This is a genomic window from Streptomyces sp. NBC_00670, assembly GCF_036226765.1.
GTDB lineage: Bacteria > Actinomycetota > Actinomycetes > Streptomycetales > Streptomycetaceae > Streptomyces.
Window position 1 is genome coordinate 4,073,406 of record NZ_CP109017.1, and the last position, 20,820, is coordinate 4,094,225.

At 72.6% G+C, this 20,820-nt stretch carries 17 protein-coding genes; 9 read left to right on the forward strand and 8 right to left on the reverse strand.

What is annotated here, in order from left to right:
* Positions 1–24: 24 nt before the first annotated feature.
* The gene (locus tag OIE12_RS18080; protein WP_329136593.1) at positions 25–1,164 is read left to right on the forward strand and encodes a hypothetical protein; all 1,140 of its coding nucleotides are present in this window, start codon (positions 25–27) and stop codon (positions 1,162–1,164) included.
* 33 nt (positions 1,165–1,197) lie between these two features.
* On the opposite strand, the gene OIE12_RS18085 is transcribed toward OIE12_RS18080, so the two are convergent.
* Positions 1,198–2,313: a fatty acid desaturase family protein gene (locus OIE12_RS18085; protein ID WP_329136594.1), complete on the reverse strand. Its 1,116-nt coding sequence runs from the start codon at positions 2,311–2,313 to the stop codon at positions 1,198–1,200.
* A 224-nt stretch (positions 2,314–2,537) separates the two neighbouring features.
* On the opposite strand from OIE12_RS18085, the gene argG reads away from it, so the two are divergent.
* Positions 2,538–3,986: an argininosuccinate synthase gene (gene argG, locus OIE12_RS18090; protein WP_329136595.1), complete on the forward strand. Its 1,449-nt coding sequence runs from the start codon at positions 2,538–2,540 to the stop codon at positions 3,984–3,986.
* A gap of 168 nt (positions 3,987–4,154) precedes the next feature.
* Here the strand turns inward: argG and OIE12_RS18095 are convergent, their stop codons facing one another.
* Complete coding sequence (locus OIE12_RS18095) at positions 4,155–5,828, reverse strand: bifunctional 3'-5' exonuclease/DNA polymerase (protein ID WP_329136597.1); 1,674 nt, start codon at positions 5,826–5,828, stop codon at positions 4,155–4,157.
* A gap of 97 nt (positions 5,829–5,925) precedes the next feature.
* Complete coding sequence (locus OIE12_RS18100) at positions 5,926–6,648, reverse strand: Clp protease N-terminal domain-containing protein (RefSeq protein WP_329136599.1); 723 nt, start codon at positions 6,646–6,648, stop codon at positions 5,926–5,928.
* Between the two features lie 91 nt (positions 6,649–6,739).
* Here OIE12_RS18100 and OIE12_RS18105 point away from each other — a divergent pair, with 91 nt between their 5' ends.
* Entirely contained in the window at positions 6,740–7,882 is a 1,143-nt protein-coding gene (locus OIE12_RS18105; protein WP_329136601.1) for a DUF2786 domain-containing protein, read from the forward strand.
* A gap of 119 nt (positions 7,883–8,001) precedes the next feature.
* Here the strand turns inward: OIE12_RS18105 and OIE12_RS18110 are convergent, their stop codons facing one another.
* Together OIE12_RS18110 and OIE12_RS18115 are read right to left on the reverse strand one after the other, a co-directional pair.
* On the reverse strand, positions 8,002–8,559 hold the full coding sequence (locus OIE12_RS18110) for a DUF4232 domain-containing protein (protein ID WP_329136603.1): 558 nt from the start codon (positions 8,557–8,559) through the stop codon (positions 8,002–8,004).
* Positions 8,560–8,698: 139 nt separating this feature from the next.
* Positions 8,699–9,217, reverse strand: a complete 519-nt coding sequence (locus OIE12_RS18115) for a hypothetical protein (RefSeq protein ID WP_329136605.1) — start codon at positions 9,215–9,217, stop codon at positions 8,699–8,701.
* A gap of 486 nt (positions 9,218–9,703) precedes the next feature.
* Between OIE12_RS18115 and OIE12_RS18120 the strand changes: the two genes are divergently transcribed.
* Entirely contained in the window at positions 9,704–9,961 is a 258-nt protein-coding gene (locus OIE12_RS18120) for a DUF397 domain-containing protein (RefSeq protein ID WP_329136607.1), read from the forward strand.
* Between the two features lie 165 nt (positions 9,962–10,126).
* On the opposite strand, the gene OIE12_RS18125 is transcribed toward OIE12_RS18120, so the two are convergent.
* Complete coding sequence (locus OIE12_RS18125; RefSeq protein WP_329136609.1) at positions 10,127–10,636, reverse strand: ATP-binding protein; 510 nt, start codon at positions 10,634–10,636, stop codon at positions 10,127–10,129.
* A gap of 347 nt (positions 10,637–10,983) precedes the next feature.
* On the opposite strand from OIE12_RS18125, the gene OIE12_RS18130 reads away from it, so the two are divergent.
* The 3 genes from OIE12_RS18130 to OIE12_RS18140 all read left to right on the forward strand — a co-directional run bounded on the left by OIE12_RS18130 (position 10,984) and on the right by OIE12_RS18140 (position 14,549).
* Entirely contained in the window at positions 10,984–11,808 is an 825-nt protein-coding gene (locus OIE12_RS18130) for a helix-turn-helix domain-containing protein (RefSeq protein ID WP_329136611.1), read from the forward strand.
* Positions 11,809–11,979: 171 nt separating this feature from the next.
* Positions 11,980–13,440, forward strand: a complete 1,461-nt coding sequence (locus OIE12_RS18135; protein ID WP_329136613.1) for an aldehyde dehydrogenase family protein — start codon at positions 11,980–11,982, stop codon at positions 13,438–13,440.
* Between the two features lie 146 nt (positions 13,441–13,586).
* The gene (locus tag OIE12_RS18140) at positions 13,587–14,549 is read left to right on the forward strand and encodes a DedA family protein (protein ID WP_329136614.1); all 963 of its coding nucleotides are present in this window, start codon (positions 13,587–13,589) and stop codon (positions 14,547–14,549) included.
* Between the two features lie 19 nt (positions 14,550–14,568).
* Here the strand turns inward: OIE12_RS18140 and OIE12_RS18145 are convergent, their stop codons facing one another.
* Together OIE12_RS18145 and OIE12_RS18150 are read right to left on the reverse strand one after the other, a co-directional pair.
* Positions 14,569–16,326, reverse strand: a complete 1,758-nt coding sequence (locus OIE12_RS18145) for a threonine/serine ThrE exporter family protein (RefSeq protein WP_329136617.1) — start codon at positions 16,324–16,326, stop codon at positions 14,569–14,571.
* A gap of 146 nt (positions 16,327–16,472) precedes the next feature.
* Entirely contained in the window at positions 16,473–16,964 is a 492-nt protein-coding gene (locus OIE12_RS18150) for an inorganic diphosphatase (protein WP_006142076.1), read from the reverse strand.
* Positions 16,965–18,023: 1,059 nt separating this feature from the next.
* Between OIE12_RS18150 and dacB the strand changes: the two genes are divergently transcribed.
* Positions 18,024–19,442: a D-alanyl-D-alanine carboxypeptidase/D-alanyl-D-alanine endopeptidase gene (gene dacB / locus OIE12_RS18155; protein ID WP_329136619.1), complete on the forward strand. Its 1,419-nt coding sequence runs from the start codon at positions 18,024–18,026 to the stop codon at positions 19,440–19,442.
* A gap of 198 nt (positions 19,443–19,640) precedes the next feature.
* The gene (locus OIE12_RS18160) at positions 19,641–20,774 is read left to right on the forward strand and encodes a zinc-dependent metalloprotease (RefSeq protein WP_329136621.1); all 1,134 of its coding nucleotides are present in this window, start codon (positions 19,641–19,643) and stop codon (positions 20,772–20,774) included.
* The last annotated feature ends 46 nt before the right edge of the window (positions 20,775–20,820 follow it).

Below are 20,820 nucleotides of genomic sequence, written 5' to 3' on the forward strand. Positions count from 1 at the left end.
ACACCACATGGGGAGGAACCGCTGATGGCGCTTTTCTCACGGTCGGGGAACCTGCCGCCGACGCGCTACGGATATCTGCCCCCGAAGGGGGCGGTGGGGCTCCGCTGGATGTGCCCCGCCGACGGGTGCGGGCGGGGCGGCCCCGACGCCCCGTCGGACCGCTGGCCGAGGCGCTGCCCCGGCTGCGGCGGCGAGGTCGTCACCTTCTCGCTGGCCGAGCCGTGGCAGCACGCGGCGAAGCGGGTGGAACTCGACGCCCGGCTGAACGGTTCGCCCTCGTACGGCGACCCCGCCCGGGCGCGCGCGGAGGATCTGCTGTGGGCGGCCGACGACGCGCTGCGCGGCGGGCGGGCCGGCCTGGTGCCGGAGCTCGCGGCGGCGCTGAGCGGCCTGTCGGCCGGCCCACGCCCGGCGGGCCGTGACCACGTGGGCGGCCAGTTGTTCCTCCTGGTGCGGCTGCTGACCGACCACCAGGAGTGGGGGATCGCTGTCGACGTCCTGCGCCGGTGGCGGGGGTCCGTGCGCTGCGACGACCTGAAGGACAACGCGCAGCGCACCGAGGCGCGCATGCTGGCCTCCTCCATGGTCCATTTCCTGGACGAGGCGCCCGCCACGCGGTCCACCGACCGGCAGACGGTCTGGGAAGCACTGCGGGAGTTCCAGCCCGTCGTCGCGGGCATCACCACCGCGGAGTTCGACCGGTCCTGGGTCCGGCTGCGGCACACCATGGCCGGACGGCGCGATCCGGAGGAGGAGTGGGGGCGGGAACTGGAGCGCCTGGCCGCGGCGGACGCCGCGGCCGAGCCCCGCGGGCTGCCGGCACGGACGCCGTCGCGGATGGAGATATTGGGCCGCTACACCGCGAAGGGGCCCGAGAACAGCAGCCTCGACGCCGGACGGATCTGGGACGTCTGCCTGCGGCCCTATCTGAACGTCTCCCCCGAGCGGCTGGCCGCCGCGGTCCTGCCGGTGGGCGGCTGGGCGGTGTACGGAGCGTCGCGCTGCCTGCGCGAGCTGGGCGTGCACGACGAGGAGGGGCAGGCGTACGGCGCGATCTGGGATGCCGGTCTGGAGTTCTACCGGACCACCGGCGTCGGGGCGGAGCACCTGTCGTTCAACGACTTCCAGCGCTGGGTCGCACGTCACGGCCCCGACTCCTGGTGACCGGCGGGGGGAAGACGGGGCGGGTCGGCCGGCTCAGTCGGCCCGCTCCGCCGTCCGCCGGTTCCTGATCGGCTCGCCCACCCGGTGCAGATGGGTCAGCGCCTCGCGGTACGACCGGAGCAGACCCGTCTCGTGGTACGGGACGCCGATCTCGGCGCAGTACGCGCGGACGATCCGCTGCGCCCGGCGCAGGTGCGGCGTCGGCATGCTGGGGAACAGATGGTGCTCGATCTGGTAGTTGAGGCCGCCGAGCATCAGGTCGGTGAAGCGACCGCCGCGCACATTGCGCGAGGTCAGCACCTGGCGGCGCAGGAAGTCGGGGCGGTCCTCGCCGGTCAGGGTCGGCATGCCCTTGTGATTGGGGGCGAAGACGCAGCCGAGGTAGACGCCGAACAGGCACTGGTTCACGGCCAGGAACGCCAGCGCCCGCCCCGGTGACAGCACCAGGAAGAGGGCGGACAGGAAGGCCGTCAGATGCAGCAGGAGCAGCGCGGCCTCCAGCGGCCGCTGCTTCATCGACGGTGAGCGCAGCGCCCGCAGCCCGGCGACGTGCAGGTTGAAGCCCTCCAGTGTGAGCAGCGGGAAGAACAGCAGCGCCTGGTGACCGCCGATGAAGCGGGCGATACCCCGGCTGGAGCGGGCCTGGTCGGTGGACCACACCAGGATGTCCGGGGCGACGTCCGGGTCCAGCTCCTCGTGGTTGGGGTTGGCGTGGTGGCGGGTGTGCTTGTTCATCCACCAGCCGTAGCTCATGCCGACGCCGAGGTTGCCGAACAGCCGGCCGCCGATCTCGCTCGGCCGGCGGCGCCGGAAGATCTGCCGGTGCGCCAGGTCGTGGGCGACCAGGGCGGTCTGGCCGAAGACGAAGGCCAGGAAGGCGGCGACCGCCAGCTGCCACCAGGTGTCGCCGAGCACGGCGAAGGCGGCCCAGCCCGCCGCGAGGGCCGCGGTCACCAGGGTCAGGCGCGCGGTGTAGTACCCGGGGCGCCGTTCCAATAGACCGGCTTCGGCGATGCGGCGGGAGAGGCGGGCGAAGTCACTGCCGGTGCCGGTGCCGGTGCCGGTGCCGGTGCCGGTGCCGGTGCCGGGTTCGGTGGCGGTGCCTGTCGGCGGGCCGGGGGCGGGGCGGCTGTCCGTCGGGATCGTCATACGGTCGAGTCTCTGGACGGACGGCTGGGCGCGGCAGCCTGCTGGGCCCCGTATCCGAGCGGTGCTGTCCCCCGGGAAGGTGAGGGGGTTTTCACCACCATGGGGCTGCTGAGCTGCGGGTATGAGCCTCGGGGAGGGTCCGGCGGGCATTCCGGCCGCCGTCCCGTCGCGCGTCTCACGCGATCGGCGTTGCATGATAATGCGAAGCAGTGCATACTCTTGCTATGTCCAAGGTTCTCACCTCCCTGCCCACCGGCGAGCGCGTCGGTATCGCCTTCTCGGGCGGCCTCGACACGTCGGTCGCCGTCGCGTGGATGCGTGACAAGGGCGCCGTGCCCTGCACGTACACCGCCGACATCGGTCAGTACGACGAGCCCGACATCGCCTCGGTGCCCAGCCGTGCGACGTCGTACGGCGCGGAGATCGCACGCCTGGTCGACTGCCGTGCGGCGCTGGTCGAGGAGGGCCTGGCCGCGCTGGCCTGCGGCGCGTTCCACATCCGCTCCGCCGGGCGCGCGTACTTCAACACCACGCCGCTCGGCCGCGCGGTCACCGGGACCCTGCTGGTCCGGGCGATGCTCGAGGACGACGTCCAGATCTGGGGCGACGGCTCGACCTTCAAGGGCAACGACATCGAGCGGTTCTACCGCTACGGTCTGCTCGCCAACCCGCACCTGCGCATCTACAAGCCCTGGCTCGACGCGGACTTCGTGACCGAGCTCGGCGGGCGCAAGGAGATGTCGGAGTGGCTGCTCGCGCACGGGCTGCCCTACCGCGACAGCACGGAGAAGGCGTACTCGACCGACGCCAACATCTGGGGCGCCACGCACGAGGCGAAGACGCTGGAGCACCTCGACACCGGCATCGAGACCGTGGACCCGATCATGGGTGTCCGGTTCTGGGACCCCGCGGTCGAGATCGCCGCCGAGGACGTCACGGTCGGCTTCGACCAGGGCCGTCCGGTGACGGTCAACGGCAAGGAGTTCGCCTCCCCCGTCGACCTCGTCATGGAGGTCAACGCGATCGGCGGCCGGCACGGGCTCGGCATGTCCGACCAGATCGAGAACCGGGTCATCGAGGCCAAGAGCCGGGGCATCTACGAGGCGCCCGGCATGGCGCTGCTGCACATCGTCTACGAGCGGCTGGTCAACGCCATCCACAACGAGGACACGGTGGCCGCCTACCACAACGAGGGACGGCGGCTCGGGCGGCTGATGTACGAGGGGCGGTGGCTGGACCCGCAGGCGCTGATGGTGCGGGAGTCGCTGCAGCGGTGGGTCGGCGCGGCGGTCACCGGCGAGGTGACGCTGCGGCTGCGGCGGGGCGAGGACTACTCCGTCCTCGACACGCGCGGCCCCGCGCTCAGCTACCACCCGGACAAGCTGTCCATGGAGCGGACGGAGGACTCCGCGTTCGGGCCGGTGGACCGGATCGGGCAGCTGACGATGCGGAACCTCGACATCGCGGACTCGCGGGCGCGGCTGGAGCAGTACGCGAGCATCGGGATGGTCGGGACGGACCACCCCGCGCTGATCGGCGCGGCGCAGGCCGCGGCGACGGGGCTGATCGGGGCGATGCCGAGCGGTGGTGCCGAGGCGATCGCCTCGCGGGGTGAGGTGTCGGAGGAGGTCGAGCTGCTGGACCGGGCGGCTATGGAGTCGGGGACGGACTGAGGGGCGGGTGTGGCGGCGGGGGGATTTCGCCCCCGCCGCCCTTACCCTTCCCGTCCTCCAGGGGCTTCGCCCCTTCGACCCCGGGCGGGAGCTCCGCCCCCTGCGCCCCCGGCACGGGGCTTCGCCCCGTTTTGCGCAGTTCCCCGCGCCCCTTGAGACATCAAGACATCACTTCGCGTCTGCGTAGCACTCCACCACCGCCGTCGTGAACGGCACCCGTACCGGTGTGTCGCCGAAGGCCAGGCGGGTGGCCAGGTCGGAAGCCTTCTCCAGCGCGGTCACGACCGTATCCGCCTCCTCCACCGGACAGTGCACGATCACCTCGTCGTGCTGGAAGAAGACCAGCTCGGCCGAGAGGCCGGCGCAGGCACGGCGGAGGGCGGCCAGGAGCAGCAGGGCCCAGTCCGCCGCGCTGCCCTGCACCACGAAGTTGCGCGCGAACCGGCCCCGTGAGCGGGCGTCGCCGGGGACCCGGCGGCCGTCGCCGTCGGGGCCTTCCTGCGGGATGCCCGCCTCCTCCTCTGCGTCGCCGGCCCCCGCCGCCGGCGGGCACGTCCGCCCGAGCCAGGTCCGCACCAGCCGCCCCTCCTCGCCCGCGCGGGCCGCCTCGTCGACGTACGCCACGGCCCGGGGGAAACGGCGGCGCAGCGCGGCGAGATTCTTCAGGCCGTCCCCCGAGGTCTGGCCGTAGATCGCGCCGAGCACGGCGAGCTTGGCCTGGGCGCGGTCGCCGGAGAACGCCCGGTCCGACACCGACTGGTACAGGTCGTCCGTACGGCCGGCGACCTCCATCAGCCCCGGATCGCGGGAGATCGCCGCCAGCACCCGCGGTTCCAGCTGCGCGGCGTCGGCCACGACCAGGCAGTGGCCGGGGTCGGCGACCACCGCCCGCCGGATGACCTTGGGTATCTGCAATGCGCCGCCGCCGTTGGTGACCCAGCGGCCGGTGACCGTGCCGCCCGCGTGGAACTCCGGGCGGAAGCGGCCGTCGCGCACCCAGTCCTGCAGCCAGGACCAGCCGTGGGCGACCCAGACGCGGTACAGCCGCTTGTACTCGAGCAGCGGCCGCACGGCGGGGTGGTCGAGGGACGCGATCTCCCAGCGCCGGGTTGACCGCACCTTGATCCCGGCCTGTGCGAACGCCCTGACGACATCGGCCGGCAGATCCGGCCGCACCCGGCGGCCGAACGCCGCCGACACCTCCTCCGCGAGCTCCGCCAGCCGCGTCGGCTCGCCGCCGCCGGGGTACCGCTCGCCGAGCAGTTCGCGCAGCACCTCGCGGTGCACGTCCGCGCGCCAGGGCAGCCCCGCGGCGTTCATCTCGGCGGCGATCAGCATGCCGGCCGACTCCGACGTGATCAGCAGCCGCATCCGGTCCGGCCGGGCGGTGGCGTCGATACGGCGCTGCTGCGCGGCGTACACCTCGGCGAGATCCTCCAGGGACACCTCTTCGTGTGCGGGGCGCGGGTCGAAGAGGGAGGACTGGGTGCCGGGGTCGGCGGGGCGCCCGGGCGGGTCCGGGGGTACGGCGGTTCCGCGCAGCCTGGCCAGCGCGGCCGCCGCGGACCGGGGCTCGCCGAGCCTGCCCTCGTGGCCGAGCAGGAGCGTCTCGGCGTCCTCCACGTCGTAGCACCGCTCGACGCGCAGGCCGGCGCCGAGCAGGCGCGGGTAGAGCTCGGGGGTGGAGCGCCACACCCAGCGGGTGACCTCCGGGCGGCCGCGGACCGCCGCCGCGAGGTCCGGCTCCCGCCGTACGGGGCCGGCGGGCAGCCCGTCCGGACCGAGGGGGGCGAGGTGCGCGCCGCCGTCCTCGGCCGGGACGAGTGCCCAGTGGCCGGTCATGGTTCCGAGTCTCGCAGGAGGGTCTGACAACGGCTTTCAACCGCCGACCGCCGACCGCCGACTGCTGACTGCCGACTCCGACCGCCGGGCCCCCGCCCTACGCCTCCTTCGTCAGGGCGGCGAGCTGTTCGGCCACATACGCCTCCACCGCCGTCTTGGTCAGCCCCAGGCCGCTCAGCACGCCGTCGCCGTTCTCGTGTTCGAGCAGGGCAAGCAGGAGATGCTCGGTGCCGACGTAGTTGTGGCCGAGGCGCAGCGCCTCGCGGAACGTCAGTTCGAGGGCTTTCTTGGCGCCCGCGTCGAACGGGACCAGATCCGGGACCTCGTCCGCCGCCGGGGACAGCGCCGCTGTCGCCGCCTCGCGGACGGCGTCCAGGGTGACGCCCTGCGCGACGATCGCCTTCCCGGCCAGCGACTCCGGCTCGGTGAGCAGGCCGAGAACGAGGTGCTCGCCGGAGATCTCCGGGTTGCGGGCGGTCCTGGCCGCGTCCTGCGCGGCCAGGACCGCGCTCCGCGCGCGCGTCGTGTAGCGGCTGAACCCCTGGCTGGGGTCGAGGTCCGGGCCCTCCTTGGGCACGAAGCGCTTCTGGGCCGCCTGCCGGGTGACGCCCATGCATCGGCCGATGTCGGTCCAGGAGGCGCCGGACCGCCGTGCCTGGTCCACGAAGTGGCCGATCAGATGGTCGGCCACCTCGTCCAGGTGCTCGGCGGCGAGCATCGCGTCCTGGAGCTGGTCGAGTGCGTCGGTGTGCACCTTCTTGATGGCCTCGATCAGGTCGTCGAGGCGTACGGATCGTGTGCCGGGTGAGTTCGACGTCATGTGTCAACCGTAAGTTGACACCTGCCGACTGTCAACGCGAAGTTGACAGTCGGCCGCACCCGTTGTCGTACCCCCGTGTCACGATCGGAGGGTGAGTATGCCGACCACCGTCGAGCGCGCCTTCGAGGCCGCTCTGTACGCCGAGACCGACGCCGCCCTCGACGCCGGGGCCTCCCTGCTGGCCGCCGACTCCGCCGCCGACGCCGAGGTCGCCCGGCGGGGCGAGGAGTTCGTCGCCGCGGCCTGGCGGCGCGGGTGGCAGCCCGCCGATCTCGTGCGGTACGTCCGCCGCGAGCTGGGCGAGGCGCACATACGGCTGGTGTCGGCGCTGATCCTCGGCGAGGCGGGGGAGCGGCCGGCACCGTATCCGCGCTGGGCCGCGCAGCTGGCCGAGCTCGACGGCACCCCGCCCCCGCGCACCGACCGCTTCTCGCGGGCCACCGCCCTGCTGGAGCTGTACCGGCTGCTGCTCCGGCTGCCCGCGCTGGAGCCGCTGGACCCGCCGCGCCGGGCCGTCGATGCCTCCTCGGCCGGCTCCCGGATGCTCGCCCGGATCCGGGCCCTGCTCGCCAAGGCCGAGGCGACCGGTTATCCGGAGGAGGCGGAGGCGCTCAGTGCCAAGGCACAGGAGCTGATGGCCCGGCACAGCATCGACGAGGCCGTGCTCGCGGCGGGCGGCTCCCCCGCGCGTCCCGGCGGCGCGGACGTGCCCGGGGCCTGCCGAATAGGCGTCGATCCGCCCTACGAGACGGCCAAGGCGGTCCTGCTGGACGCGGTCGCCGCCGCCAACCACTGCCGTGCGGTGTGGCACGAGGAGTTCGGCTTCTCCACGGTCGTCGGGTTCGAGGCCGACCTGGAGGCGGTCGAGCTGCTCCACACCTCGCTGCTGGTCCAGGCGACGACCGCGATGACCAGGGCGGAGGCGGCGCAGCGCGCGGGCGGACGGAGGCGGACGAAAACGTTCCGGCAGTCGTTCCTGGCGGCGTACGCGCACCGGGTGGGCGACCGGCTCGCGACCGCCGTGCGGGAGCAGACGGCCGCGGCGGCGGGGGAGGGCCGGGAGTTCCTGCCGGTCCTCGCGGCCCGGGACGTGGCGGTCACGGAACACCTTGAACACATGTTCCCCGAGACCGTCACCACCCGGCTGCGCGGTGTCTCCGACGAGGCCGGCTGGCACGAGGGCGCGGCGGCGGCCGACCGGGCGAGGGTGGAGCGGCACCGGCCGCTGCGCTGACGGCCGGCCACCGCGGTGACGGCCGGCCACCGCGCCGACGGCCGACCGCTGTGCCGACGGTCGGCCGCCGCGCCGAGGGCCGTGCTCCGGCCGGCCGGGGCGGTCCGCGGTCCGGTCGTTCAGTCCCCCGCCGTCTGGAAGGGGGTCACCGTGGCGTCCAGGCCCGAGCCCTTCTCGGCGATCACGCCGTACGTCCACTTCGCCGTCTTGTCGCCGGAGTCGCCCGGCAGCGAGAACCGCAGGGTGTCCGCGGCCCCCTTGCCGCCCTCCTCGCCGCGTACGTAGGTGAGGGTGAACGTCGCCGACTCGTCCTGGTGCAGGGTCAGCTCGCTGGGCTGCGCCGACTTCTCCTCGGTGACGGTCCACGAGGTGCTGCCGGACAACAGCGTCACCTTGGGGAAGCCGTCGAGCGTGCAGGCGCCGGCCTTGGTGTTGGTCAGGGTGACGGGGAGGTTGCCCGTGTCGCCCACGGCCGGGGCGGCGTTGGCCGGGCCGACCTCGATGTTGAGCCCGGTCAGGGCGCAGGCCCCCGCGTCGGCGGCGGCCGTGCTGGTGCCGTTCTTGCCGCCGGTGGCGGCGTCGGAGCCTGTGCCGGTGTTCGGGTCGTCGCTGCTGCAGGCGGTCAGGGCGAGGGCCGCCGCGAGGGCGGTGACGGCGAGGGGGAACGTGGCGCGCATGGGGTCCTTCGGCGGTTCGTGACGGTGGCACGGCGTTCGTGCCGGTGCGTCGGGGTCACGATCATCGTGCAGGCGCGTACGTCGTGCACGCGCGCCCCCGGGCGTGCGTGCGGGGCTACGACCCGGGCGGGCCCGGGGGCTACGTTCCCGGCAGGTTCGACGTCGGGAAGCCGCTGGGGAGGTGGGTGCCGTCGGACTTCTGGTACGTCTCCGTGCCGGCGTCGCCCTTCCAGGTGACCTTGAGGGTTTTCGAGGTCACGGAGTCCACCGTGCCGGTGCCGCGGTCGTTGTCGGACGCGCCCTGGCAGTCGGGCAGGTCGATCGTCCAGGTGCCCGACTTCTTGGCGGCCGTGCCGCTGCACACGGTGCCGCCCGTGGCGAACAGGGCGGCCTGTTTGCCAGTGACGATGAGGACGACCGCCTTGCCGTCGGCGGTGGTCAGCCAGCTGCCGTCCAGCTTTCCGGGTTTCGTGCTGGGGGAGGGGGAGTCGGTGCCGGAGGCCGCGGTGGAGGTGGAGGTGGTGGGTGTGGTGGAGTCGCCGTCGCCGTCGTTGTCGCTGCTGCAGGCGGTGAGGGTGAAGGTGAGGGCGAGGGCGGCGGCCAGGGTGGTGGCCGCGGTTGTCGTGGTGAGGCGGGTGGGGCGGGGCGCCGACGTCACGTGTGCCTCCAGGGGGTTGTCGGTGCCGGTGTTTGTCGGCGTGGCGGCAAGTTATCAGGAGGGGTGGTGGGGTGGGTGGGGGTGTTGTGGGGGTTTTTCGCCCCCGCCGCCCTTACCCTTCCCGTCCCTTTCAAGGGGCTCCGCCCCTTGGACCCCGGGGTGGGTGGTCGCGCCCTCCGTGGCGGAGCCGCGCAGACAGCACAGGCCCGCGGCCCTGACTGGGAACAGGGGGCGGAATTCGCTCGTCTTTGCTTGTGTGGGCGGAAAACTGGCCACTCGTGGGGTGGGCTCGCATGGGGCGCGGGGGGCTGGGCAAACGGTGGGGAGAGTGGTCAGTCAAGGGACCGTAAAAGCTGTAACCGCGGGAACACCCCGCGTGCACGTGCATCTGCTCATGCATCCGCAGGTGAACGGGGCTATGATCCGGGGCAGTTGACCACTGCATCAATGGCCACATCAGCCAATGCACCACCCGGGGAGCGACCTGTGGACCACGACGTGTGCGACGTGGATGACGTGTACAACGGCATGGCTGCGACCGAGTTGTCCGGAGTGGCCTGGCAGAAGAGCCGGCACAGCAACTCGCAGGGCTCCTGCGTGGAGTTCGCCCGGCTGCCGGGCGGCGACGTGGCCGTACGCAACTCGCGGTTCCCCGACGGGCCCGCCCTCGTCTACACGCGCGCCGAGATCGAGGCCATGCTGCTGGGCGTCAAGGACGGCGAGTTCGATCATCTGATCGTGTGACACGCGTCAAGTGGTCGTGAAATACGTGAGCGAACGATGCGTGGGGCGACCGGGTTCGTGAACCCCGTCGCCCCACATCGCCCCACGCCTTGCCGAAGCGTTTCCGCGCCCGGTGACTCCTTGGCCGGGTCCTACCGTCGGTCCCCCGGCGTCATTCTCCCGGCGTCATTCTCCCGGCGTCAGCCGGAACATCGCCCACACGACCTTGCCGCCGAGCGTGCCGGCCAGCGGATGCCAGCCCCAGCCGTCGGCGAAGGACTCGACGAGGAGCAGCCCTCGGCCGCACTCCGCCGAGAAGTCGTCGGAGGCCCCCTCCGCGTCAGGCGCGACGGGGCTCTCCCTGCTGGGATCGCGCACCGCGCAGACCAGCCGCGTCGCCCAGCGCATCAGGTGCAGCCGCACCGGAGCCGCCTGGTCGGCGCCGTGCGGCAGATCCGCCGGCAGTGCGTGGCGCAGCGCGTTGGTGACGAGTTCGGAGACCACCAGGCAGACGTCGTCGAAGAGGTCGCCCCGCTCCCACTGGTCCAAGGTCCGCCGGGTGAACTGCCGTGCCTCGCGCACCGCTTCGTAACGGGCGGGAAGTCCGCAGGAGGCGGCGGTGGACACGGACGCGGGGTCCAGCGGCGGAAGTCCCTGCCGTAAGGGCTCGAGCATGGTCGATCCATTCGTCCCCATGCGAGGCACTCCCGGGTGTTCGCGGTCGTGGCGATGCAGCGGTGGCGCGGCACCATGGTTTCCGATGCGCACGGCAGATGCAAGGGCAGATGCACGTGCACGCGCCGGAAATGGACCCTCAAGTACCGCTTGCCACGCATTTCTTCCGCCACTTTCTTCCCCGGTTCCCCTCGCGGGAGCGCTCCCGGAGCCCTCTGCCGTGGCCGAACGGCCACTCCTTTCCGTTTCTGTAACCGCACGAGTACTGCTGGTCGTGGTTTAGTGGCAGACTGCGCGTCCGGAAGACGTTGGGGAGGGCTGACGAAGTGAGCGCTGGGGAGTCCACTAGCGGCTCGGTGGTGCGGCGCATGCTGCTCGGGTCGCATCTCAGGCGTCTGCGGGAGTCGCGGAGCATCACCCGGGAAGCGGCCGGCTACTCGATCCGCGCCTCCGAATCGAAGATCAGCCGCATGGAGTTGGGGCGCGTGAGCTTCAAGACGCGGGACGTCGAGGACCTGCTGACGCTGTACGGCGTCGCCGACGAGGCGGAGCGCACCTCCCTGCTCTCGCTGGCGAAGGAGGCGAACGTCGCCGGGTGGTGGCACAGCTACTCGGACGTCCTGCCCAGCTGGTTCCCCACGTACATCGGCCTGGAGGGCTCGGCCCACCTCATCCGCTCCTACGAGGTGCAGTTCGTGCACGGTCTGCTGCAGACGGAGGCGTACGCCCGCGCCGTCGTCTCCCGCGGCATGGGCGGCGCGAGCGCGGCCGACGTCGACCGGCGGGTGGCGCTGCGCCTGGAGCGGCAGAAGTACCTCGTCTCCGAGAAGGCCCCCGAGTTCCACGTCGTCCTGGACGAGGCGGCGCTGCGCCGCCCCTACGGCGACCGCGAGGTGATGCGCGGCCAGCTCCAGCACCTCATCGACATCTCCGAGCGGTCCAACGTGCGGTTGCAGGTCATGCCCTTCGGCTTCGGCGGCCACTCCGGCGAGAGCGGCGCCTTCACCCTGCTCAGCTTCCCCGAGTCCGACCTCTCGGACGTCGTCTACCTCGAGCAGCTCACCAGCGCCCTCTACCTCGACAAGCCCGAGGACGTCGCCCAGTACGAGCAGGCGCTCAAGCAGCTCCAGCAGGACAGCCCCTCGCCCGAGGAGAGCCGCGACCTCCTGCGCGGGCTGCTCCAGCTCTCCTGAGCGCACCCGGAGCCACGCCCCGGTACCCGTTCCCGTCCCTCCCGGCTCCTCCCAACTCCCGTTCCTCGCACGTACGATGACGTCATATCGAACGTTGATCGGATGATGACTGCGAAGGCTGTCACGGCAGCGACAGGGATCGCACGGCAGCGACAGGGATTGAGGGAGCACATGTCGTCCTACTTCACGGACCTGGCTCAGCAGTACATCGACGGCGAGTGGCGTCCGGGCACCGGCGGCTGGGAGATCATCGACTTCAACCCGTACGACGGCGAGAAGCTCGCGGCGATCACGACAGCCACCGTGGACGAGGTGGACCAGGCCTACCGCGCCGCCGAACGCGCCCAGCGCGACTGGGCGGCCACCAACGCCTACGCCCGCCGTGGGGTGTTCGAGAAGGCGCTGCGCCTGCTGGAGGAGCGCGAGGCGGAGATCGCCGAGCTGATCATCGCCGAGCTGGGCGGCACCCGCACCAAGGCCGGCTTCGAACTGCACCTCGCCAAGGAGTTCCTGCGCGAGGCGGCCCAGCTCACACTGACCCCCCAGGGCCGCATCCTGCCCTCGCCGACCGAGGGCAAGGAGAACCGCCTCTACCGCGTCCCCGTCGGCGTCGTCGGGGTGATCAGCCCCTTCAACTTCCCCTTCCTGCTCTCCCTGAAGTCCGTCGCCCCCGCGCTCGCGCTCGGCAACGCGGTCGTCCTCAAGCCGCACCAGGACACCCCCGTGACGGGCGGCACCCTGGTCGCGAAGCTCTTCGAGGACGCGGGGCTGCCCGGCGGCGTCCTCAATGTCGTCGTCACCGACATCTCGGAGATAGGCGACGCCTTCCTGGAGCACCCGGTGCCCAAGGTGATCTCCTTCACCGGCTCCGACAAGGTCGGCCGGCACGTCGCCACCGTCTGCGCCTCGCACTTCAAGCGCACGGTCCTGGAACTCGGCGGCAACAGCGCCCTGGTGGTGCTGGACGACGCCGACATCGACTACGCCGTCGACGCGGCCGTCTTCAGCCGGTACGTCCACCAGGGCCAGGTCTGCATGGCCGCCAACCGCGTCCTCGTGGACCGCTCGGTGCTGGAGGAGTTCACCGCCAAGTTCGTCGCCAAGGTGACGTCCCTCAAGACCGGCGACCCGAAGGATCCGGCCACGGTCATCGGGCCCGTCATCAACTCCTCCCAGGCCGACGCCCTCACCGGCGCCGTCGACCAGGCCGTCGAGAACGGCGCCACCGCCCTGGTGCGCGGCCGTACCACGGACAACCTGGTCGAGCCGTCCGTCCTCACCGACATCCCGGCCGGCTCGCCCCTGCTCAAGCAGGAGCTCTTCGGGCCGGTGGCGCTGCTCCTGCCGTTCGACGGCGAGGAGGAGGCCGTCCGCCTCGTCAACGACACGCCCTACGGCCTCAGCGGCGCCGTCCACACCGGGGACGTCGAGCGCGGCGTCGCATTCGCCCAGCGGATCGACACCGGCATGTTCCACGTCAACGACGGCACCGTCCACGACGAGCCGCAGGTCCCCTTCGGCGGCGAGAAGCACTCCGGGGTGGGGAGGCTGAACGGCGAGACGACGGTGGAGGCCTTCACCACGCAGAAGTGGATCTCGGTGCAGCACGGACGCAGCCGCTTCCCGTTCTGAGACCCACAGGAGCATCCCAGGGGGCGCACAGGGCATCCTGGTGGCACCCGTGGAACCTGGCGGGGACACCGTGCGTTGATAGCTTTGACCGGCCGTACCTTTCTCGGGTGCGGCCGTACCCCCTCACTCCTCGGGAGCCCGGAACCGTGCAGACGCTTGCCCTCGGACCGAGCTGGCTGGATCCGAATCACCTCCTCGACACGTTCGGCATCTGGGGCCTGCTCCTCATCGTCTTCGCCGAGTCGGGCCTGCTCATCGGTTTCTTCCTGCCGGGCGACTCGCTGCTGTTCACCTGCGGCCTGCTGATCACCTCGCACCAGATGGACTTCCCGCTGTGGGGGGCGATCGCGCTGATCTGCGTCGCCGCGGTCCTGGGCGACCAGGCGGGCTACATGTTCGGCAAGAAGGTCGGCCCCTCGCTCTTCAACCGGCCGGACTCCCGCCTGTTCAAGCAGGAGAACGTCGTCAAGGCGCACGAGTTCTTCGAGAAGTACGGCCCGAAGTCCCTGGTGCTGGCCCGTTTCGTACCCGTCGTCCGTACGTTCACCCCGATCATCGCGGGCGTCAGCGGCATGCGGTACCGCTCGTTCGTCGTCTTCAACGTCATCGGCGGCGTCCTGTGGGGCGCGGGCGTGACACTGCTCGGCTCCTGGCTGGGCAAGATCGACGCGGTCAAGAACAACATCGAGGCGATCCTCATCCTGATCGTCCTCGTCTCGGTGATCCCGATCGCCATCGAGTACCTGCGCGCCCGTTCGAAGGCGAAGAAGAACCCCCCCGAGGCCGCGCCCCGGCCGGTGCCGGCCGGACAGGCGGCGCACGGCTCCCCCCAGCACCCCCCGATGGACGACGCCACCACCCGCCTGCGCGCCGTCCCCCCGGCCCACCGGGACCAGCGCTACGGCAACGGAAACGGCAACGCCGGGCAGCAGCAGCCGTACGGCGACCAGCAGGGGTACGGCGACCAGCAGCACTACGGCGGACAGCAGGGGTACGACCAGCAGTACGGCTACCAGGACCACGGACACCGGGACTACGGCCAGGAGCAGCAGTACCCCCAGCAGTACGACGGCTACGACCAGCGGCAGTACCCGTACAACCAGGGCTGAGCGAGGGGCGCGGGGAACCCTAGAACCCCCGCGTCCGCTTCGCGGCCCGCCGTCCCTCCGCCGTGCCGACCCGCAGGAACAGTCGGGAGACCTCCGCCCCCAGGTTGACGCCGATCGCGATGGCCATGGACAGCGCCACCGCCTTGGTGAGCGACACCAACCCGCCGTCGACGTCGCTCTGGGCGATGCCCAGCAGCCCGAAGTACGTCGCCGAACCGGGCAGCAGCGGTCCGATCGCCGCCGTGGTGAACGGCAGCGCGGACGCGAACCGGTAGCGGGACAGCAACTGCCCGAAGAGGCCGACGAGGCCGGCCGCCGCGGCCGTGGACGCCACCGGTGACAGGTCGCCCGCGTAGTACATGGCCCCGTAGACCGACCAGGCCACCCCGCCGTTGAGGGTGACCAGCAGCACCGTGGACCGCTCCTGCTGGAGCAGCACCGCGAAGGTCAGCGACAGCAGCATGGAGGCGGCGAGCTGCCACCCCGGCCGCTCGACGCCGCTCAGCGCCGCGTCCGGATTGAGCTTGGCGCCCAGGGTGACGCCGAAGTACAGCACCATCAGGACGCCGACGACGATGCCGGTGAAGAAGTACATGACCTCCAGCAGGCGCGCGGAGGCGGTGATGTAGAAGCCGGTCAGCCCGTCCTGCACGCCCGCCACCAGCGCCCGCCCAGGCAGCAGCGCGAACAGGCCACCGGTGATGACGGCGGACGCCTTCACGTCGACGTGCGCGAGCGTGAGGGCGACGCCGATCGCGGCCGGGGGCGTGGCGGCCACCGTGAACTGGTAGAACTCGGGCAGCCCGCGCCCGGCGCACAGCCAGGCGAGCCGGTCGCCGAGCATCGCGCCCGCCGCCGCGGCGACGAACACGAACAGTCCGCCGCCGACCAGTACCGAGGCCGCGCCCGCGAGCAGCCCGCTCGCCACGGTCAGCGCCCAGCCGGGGTACGGGTGCCGGTTGCGCCGTATCTCCGCGAGCCGCCGGTAGGCCTCCTCCAGGGAGATCTCCGTCTCGTCGTCACTGAGGTCGTCGACGAGCTGGAAGACGGCGGCCAGCCGGGTGTAGTCGGTGCCGCGGCGGCGCACCACGCGGGAGGCCGAGACCGGGTCGTCGACCAGGGACGGCTGGTACGAGACCGACAGCAGCGTGAAGGTGACGTTGGGCTCGCAGCGGTCCAGGCCGTAGGAGCGGCAGACCGCGAACATCGCCGCCTCGACGTCCTCGGCGCCCTCGCCGCCCGCGAGCAGCAGTTCGCCGATGCGGAGGGTGAGGTCGAGGACGCGCGGCACGGCCGGGCCCGGCTCGTCGGCGCGCCGTACGGTCTCCAGGGCGGGGCGTTCGGTGACGGACATGCGCAGCATCGCACGCATCCGGTCCTGCCAGGGCGCCTCCTTGGTGAGCTTCACCAGGGGCACGCCGGTGGGCGGGGTGAAGGCGTGGAGGGCGTCCCGGGCGCTGTACGTGCGCGGGGGGCTGAACGCGGAGCCCTCGGGCTCGGCGGGCGGAGCCTGCGGCACGTCGAGGCCGCTCGGCACGGCGAACTCGGAGGTGGTCTCGGGCTCGGCGGCGGGCGCCTGCGGGACGTCCAGGCCCGCGGGGATCGCGAACTCGGACGTCGTCGACGACTCGCTGTCACCCGGTGCGCCGTGGGTGCCCTGGGTGCCCGGTGCGCCGTGGGCGCCGTGGGCTCCCGTCACGACCGCCGCCGGGGGAACGAACGCGCTGCGTGCCTCGTCCGACCGCGGCTTGCGGTCGTCCGCCTCGCCCTCCGCCACCAGTTCGCCCCACCTTCCGCCCGCGGGTCCCGATCCCTGCACCTCCGGTACGGGTACTCCCCGCACGCCTCAGTATGCGCACGACATGCCAACGGGCCGCGTCACCCGTAAGAGTCACGCGGCCCGTTCGGTACGGCGGGGGAGGGTCAGTGACCCCCGTGCTCCTCGGCACGCTTGTACGACCGCTCGATCTCGGCCTCGGCGTCCGTGCGACCGACCCAGTTGGCGCCCTCGACCGACTTGCCGGGCTCGAGGTCCTTGTAGACCTCGAAGAAGTGCTGGATCTCCAGGCGGTCGAACTCGGACACGTGGTGGATGTCCCGCAGGTGCTCCACGCGCGGGTCCGAGGCCGGGACGCACAGCAGCTTGTCGTCGCCGCCGGCCTCGTCGGTCATCCGGAACATGCCGATGGTGCGGCACTTGATGAGGCAGCCGGGGAAGGTCGGCTCCTCCAGCAGGACAAGGGCGTCCAGCGGGTCGCCGTCCTCGCCGAGGGTGTTCTCGACGAAGCCGTAGTCGGCCGGGTAGCTGGTCGAGGTGAAGAGTCGACGGTCCAGGCGGATCCGACCGGTCTCGTGGTCCACCTCGTACTTGTTCCGCGAACCCTTCGGGATCTCGATCGTGACGTCGAACTCCACCGGTGGCTCCTCCATGATCAACACATAGTTCTGGTGGTTAAGTGTCCCTCACGCATGTGTGTGATCGCGAAAGGGGCTGGTGGTCGTGCCGGAGCTGAGGGCCTGGCCGGCCGCGCACCCGCGCCCGGCGCGGTTCGCGGAGGCCGTGCCGGAACAGAGGGTGGCACGAACCGAGCACACGGTGACACCGCGTGTGGCGCGGATCACGAGAGAGGGGGCTCCCTCGTGACACACCTCACAAGCTCGGGTGCCTCGGAGTCGAACGGCAGGCCGGAGCCGAGCGGCACACCGGGGGAGGCGGCCACCGACGCCAACTCCACCGAGCCGCTCCCGGCTCCCGGAGCCACGGCAGAGCCCGCGTCCCCGACGCCGGACGGCACCGCAGGGGGCGGGACGGCCGGGGCCCCTGGAACCCCCGAGACGCCGACCGATCCGGGATCTACGGCTCCGACGGCCCCGGCTGCGGCGGCCGCGGTCCCCGCGCCCCCAGCGCGGGCAACCGTCGGGGAAGGCGCTGCCGGGGCGACGGCGGGCCCGGCCTCCCGGGCCACGGCGGAGGCGACGGCATCGGTGGCGGGGCCGGACCGCACCGCCGCGAGCGGGGCCGCCCGGGACCTCCCGGAGCCGGCCGCCGAGGCCGGCCCGGAGCCTGCGGCCTCGGCCGACGCGGAGCCCGCGTCGGAGCGGGACGGCACCGCCGTGCACGGAGGCGGCGGGGTCATTCCGTACCCGGCTCCCGGGGACGGCCCGGGGCCTGCGGCTCGGGTTGATCCGGGTGCTCCCCCGGAGCCGGTCGGCAGTGCCGCGAGCGGGGCCGTCCGGGAAGCCGCCGATCCGGAGCGTGCGGCTGCGGGCGGCCGGGCCGCTGCGGCAGGCGTCGATTCGGCGCCGCGGGAGACGGACGTGGCTGCCGGGGCGGCTGCGGGCCCGGGCTCCCGGGCCCTCGCGTCGGCTCCGGAGCGGGACGGCGCGTTCGTGGGCGTCGTGCGCGTCGCGCGGGGTGGGTACGCCCGCGTCGTGCGCGGCGTGCGGCGTGGGCGTGGGGACCTCGCGCGCGCCGTGCGTTCGCTGCGTGCGCGCTCGGCGCGGCTCACCACCGTGCAGTTCGTCGCCGTGGCCGTCGTCGTCGGGATGGCGCTCGCCGCCGGGGCGGTGACCGCCGCCGGTCCCTGGAGCGCCGGCGGGCAGCGCGTCGCCGAGCGGGAGCGCGCCGGGGCCGGCACGGACCACGGCTCCGGCAGCCGCGCGGGCGCCCCCCGCCCCGCCCCCAGCGCCGCCGCCGTCCTGGCCGGCCTCGACCGCACGCCGCCCACCGGCAAGAGCCTCGCCGACATTCTCGACCCGCTGCTGAGCGACCCCTCGCTCGGCGACCACCGTGGGGCCGCCGTCGTCGACGTCGCCACCGGGAGACGTCTGTACGCCAAGGACGCCGACGCCGGGCTCACCCCCGCCTCCACCACCAAGATCGCCACCGCCGTCGCCGCGCTCTCCGCCCTCGGCCCCGACCACCGCCTCACCACCCGCACCGTCCTGGAGCCCGGCACCAAGAAGGTCGTCCTCGTCGGCGGCGGCGACCCCACCCTCACCGCACGCAAGAAGGCCGACGGCTGGGCCAGCCTGCGCACGCTCGCCGACACCACCGCCGCCGCGCTGAAGAAGCGCCACCTGACCTCCGTGACCCTGACGTACGACATCTCCCTCTACGCCGGCACCTCCCGGCACCCCCTCGGCGTCAACGAGAACCTCGCCGCCGTCACCCCGCTGACGGCCGACGAGGGCCGCCTGGACGACTCCACGAGCGGCCCCGCCCCCCGCGCCGCCGACCCGGCCGACGCCGCCGCCCACCGCTTCGCCGCCCTGCTCGAAGGCCACGGCGTCAAGGCCACCCCGGACGGCTCCGCCGAGGCCACCGACCGCGCGGAGGCCCTGGCCTCCGTCCAGTCGCCGCCGCTCACCGCCGTCGTCGAACGCATGCTCACCCACAGCGACAACGACATCGCCGAGGCCCTGGCCCGCCAGACCGCCCTCGGCACCGGTGGCAGGGGCAGCTTCGCGGGCGGCGCCGCGGCCGTCGGCGCCCAGGTGAAGAAGCTCGGACTGCCGGTCGGGGGCGCGGAGTTCCACGACGGCAGCGGCCTCGACCGCCGCGACAAGCTCACCGCCCGCCTGCTGACCTCCCTGCTCGCCCTGGCCGGCTCGAAGGACCACCCCGAACTCCGCCCGGTCCTCACCGGCCTGCCCGTCGCCGGCTTCACCGGCACCCTCAGCGACCGCTACGAGTCCACCGACTCCCGCGCCGGCACCGGCCTCGTCCGCGCCAAGACCGGCTCCCTCACCGGCGTCAACACCCTCGCCGGCACGGTCGTCGACACGGACGGCCACCTCCTCGCCTTCGCCTTACTCACCGAGAACTCCATGAACCAACCCGAAGCCCGAGCCGCCCTCGACCGCGCAGCGGCCCGCCTGGCGAGCCAATGACACCAGGCGCCGGCACCCGCGCCCCAAAGGGGCGCGGGGCTGTGACATGTGCGGCTCCGCCGCGCGGGCGCGAGCAACCACAAACCGGCCGTCAGCCGCCAAGACACCGCAAGGGGCAGGACAGAACGCGCCCGGGGTCAGAAGGGGCGCCCCCCTTCCACCTGCCCCCAGCGGCAGCGCTCCCGTACGGTTGAACACATGACCCGCATCGGTGGTGCAGCATCCGGGATGGTCGACTGGAATCTCGCGGTGGCGACCGCGACCCGCTTCGTGCGGCCGGGCCCCGACGTCAGCCGTGACGAGGCCCGGGCCGTCGTCACGGAACTGCGCAGGCACGCCAAGGCCTCCGAGGAGCACGTCCGCGGCTTCACCCGGCTCGGCGAGGCCGGCGCGCACGACACCCCCGTCCTGGTCGTCGACCGCCCCGGCTGGGTCCGGGCCAACGTCGCCGGCTTCCGCGAACTGCTCAAGCCGCTGCTGGACAGAATGCAGGAACGTCGCAGCGGCACCCCCGGCGGCGCCGTCCTCGGCGCCGTCGGCGGCAAGGTCACCGGCGTGGAGGTCGGCATGCTGCTGTCCTTCATGTCCTCCCGGGTCCTCGGCCAGTACGAGACCTTCGCCCCGGCCTCCCGCGACCTGCCCGCGGGCGGGAACGGCGGCGGCCGGCTGCTCCTGGTCGCGCCCAACATCGTCCACGTGGAACGTGAACTGGAGGTCGACCCGCACGACTTCCGGCTCTGGGTCTGCCTGCACGAGGAGACCCACCGCACGCAGTTCACGGCCGTCCCCTGGCTGCGCGACCACCTCCAGGGCGAGATCCAGTCCTTCCTCGGCGAGACCGAGATGGACCCCATGACGATCCTGGAGCGCATCCGGGAGGCGGCCCAGTCGCTGGCCGGCGGCCGCCCCGAGGGCGAACAGGACGAGGACGGCGGCCGCTCCCTGGTCGAGTTGGTGCAGACGCCCGCGCAGCGGGAGATCCTCGGACGGCTGACCGCGGTGATGTCCCTCCTCGAGGGGCACGCCGACTTCGTGATGGACGGCGTCGGCCCCTCGGTCGTGCCGTCCGTCGCCGAGATCCGCGAGAAGTTCCAGCAGCGCCGCGCCAAGGGCGCCTCCCGCCTCGACCTCGCCCTGCGCCGGCTGCTCGGCCTTGACGCCAAGCTGCGGCAGTACCGGGACGGCGAACGGTTCGTCCGGGGCGTCGTCGAGGAGGTCGGCATGGACGGCTTCAACCGGGTGTGGACCTCGCCGAACACCCTGCCCACCAAGGCGGAGATCGCCGCACCGGCGGACTGGATCGCCAGGGTGCACCGCACGCCGGAATCGTGAGCCCGAGGGCGGCCGACGGCAGGGGAACGCCCCCTCAATCACCCGT

Coding starts and splice junctions, on each gene's coding strand:
- OIE12_RS18125 (WP_329136609.1), bottom strand. CDS start 10,636: ATGGGGACGAATGGATCGACCATGCTCGAGCCCTTACGGCAGGGACTT.
- argG (WP_329136595.1), top strand. CDS start 2,538: ATGTCCAAGGTTCTCACCTCCCTGCCCACCGGCGAGCGCGTCGGTATC.
- OIE12_RS18080 (WP_329136593.1), top strand. CDS start 25: ATGGCGCTTTTCTCACGGTCGGGGAACCTGCCGCCGACGCGCTACGGA.
- OIE12_RS18085 (WP_329136594.1), bottom strand. CDS start 2,313: ATGACGATCCCGACGGACAGCCGCCCCGCCCCCGGCCCGCCGACAGGC.
- OIE12_RS18095 (WP_329136597.1), bottom strand. CDS start 5,828: ATGACCGGCCACTGGGCACTCGTCCCGGCCGAGGACGGCGGCGCGCAC.
- OIE12_RS18100 (WP_329136599.1), bottom strand. CDS start 6,648: ATGACGTCGAACTCACCCGGCACACGATCCGTACGCCTCGACGACCTG.
- OIE12_RS18130 (WP_329136611.1), top strand. CDS start 10,984: ATGCTGCTCGGGTCGCATCTCAGGCGTCTGCGGGAGTCGCGGAGCATC.
- OIE12_RS18135 (WP_329136613.1), top strand. CDS start 11,980: ATGTCGTCCTACTTCACGGACCTGGCTCAGCAGTACATCGACGGCGAG.
- OIE12_RS18110 (WP_329136603.1), bottom strand. CDS start 8,559: ATGCGCGCCACGTTCCCCCTCGCCGTCACCGCCCTCGCGGCGGCCCTC.
- OIE12_RS18160 (WP_329136621.1), top strand. CDS start 19,641: ATGACCCGCATCGGTGGTGCAGCATCCGGGATGGTCGACTGGAATCTC.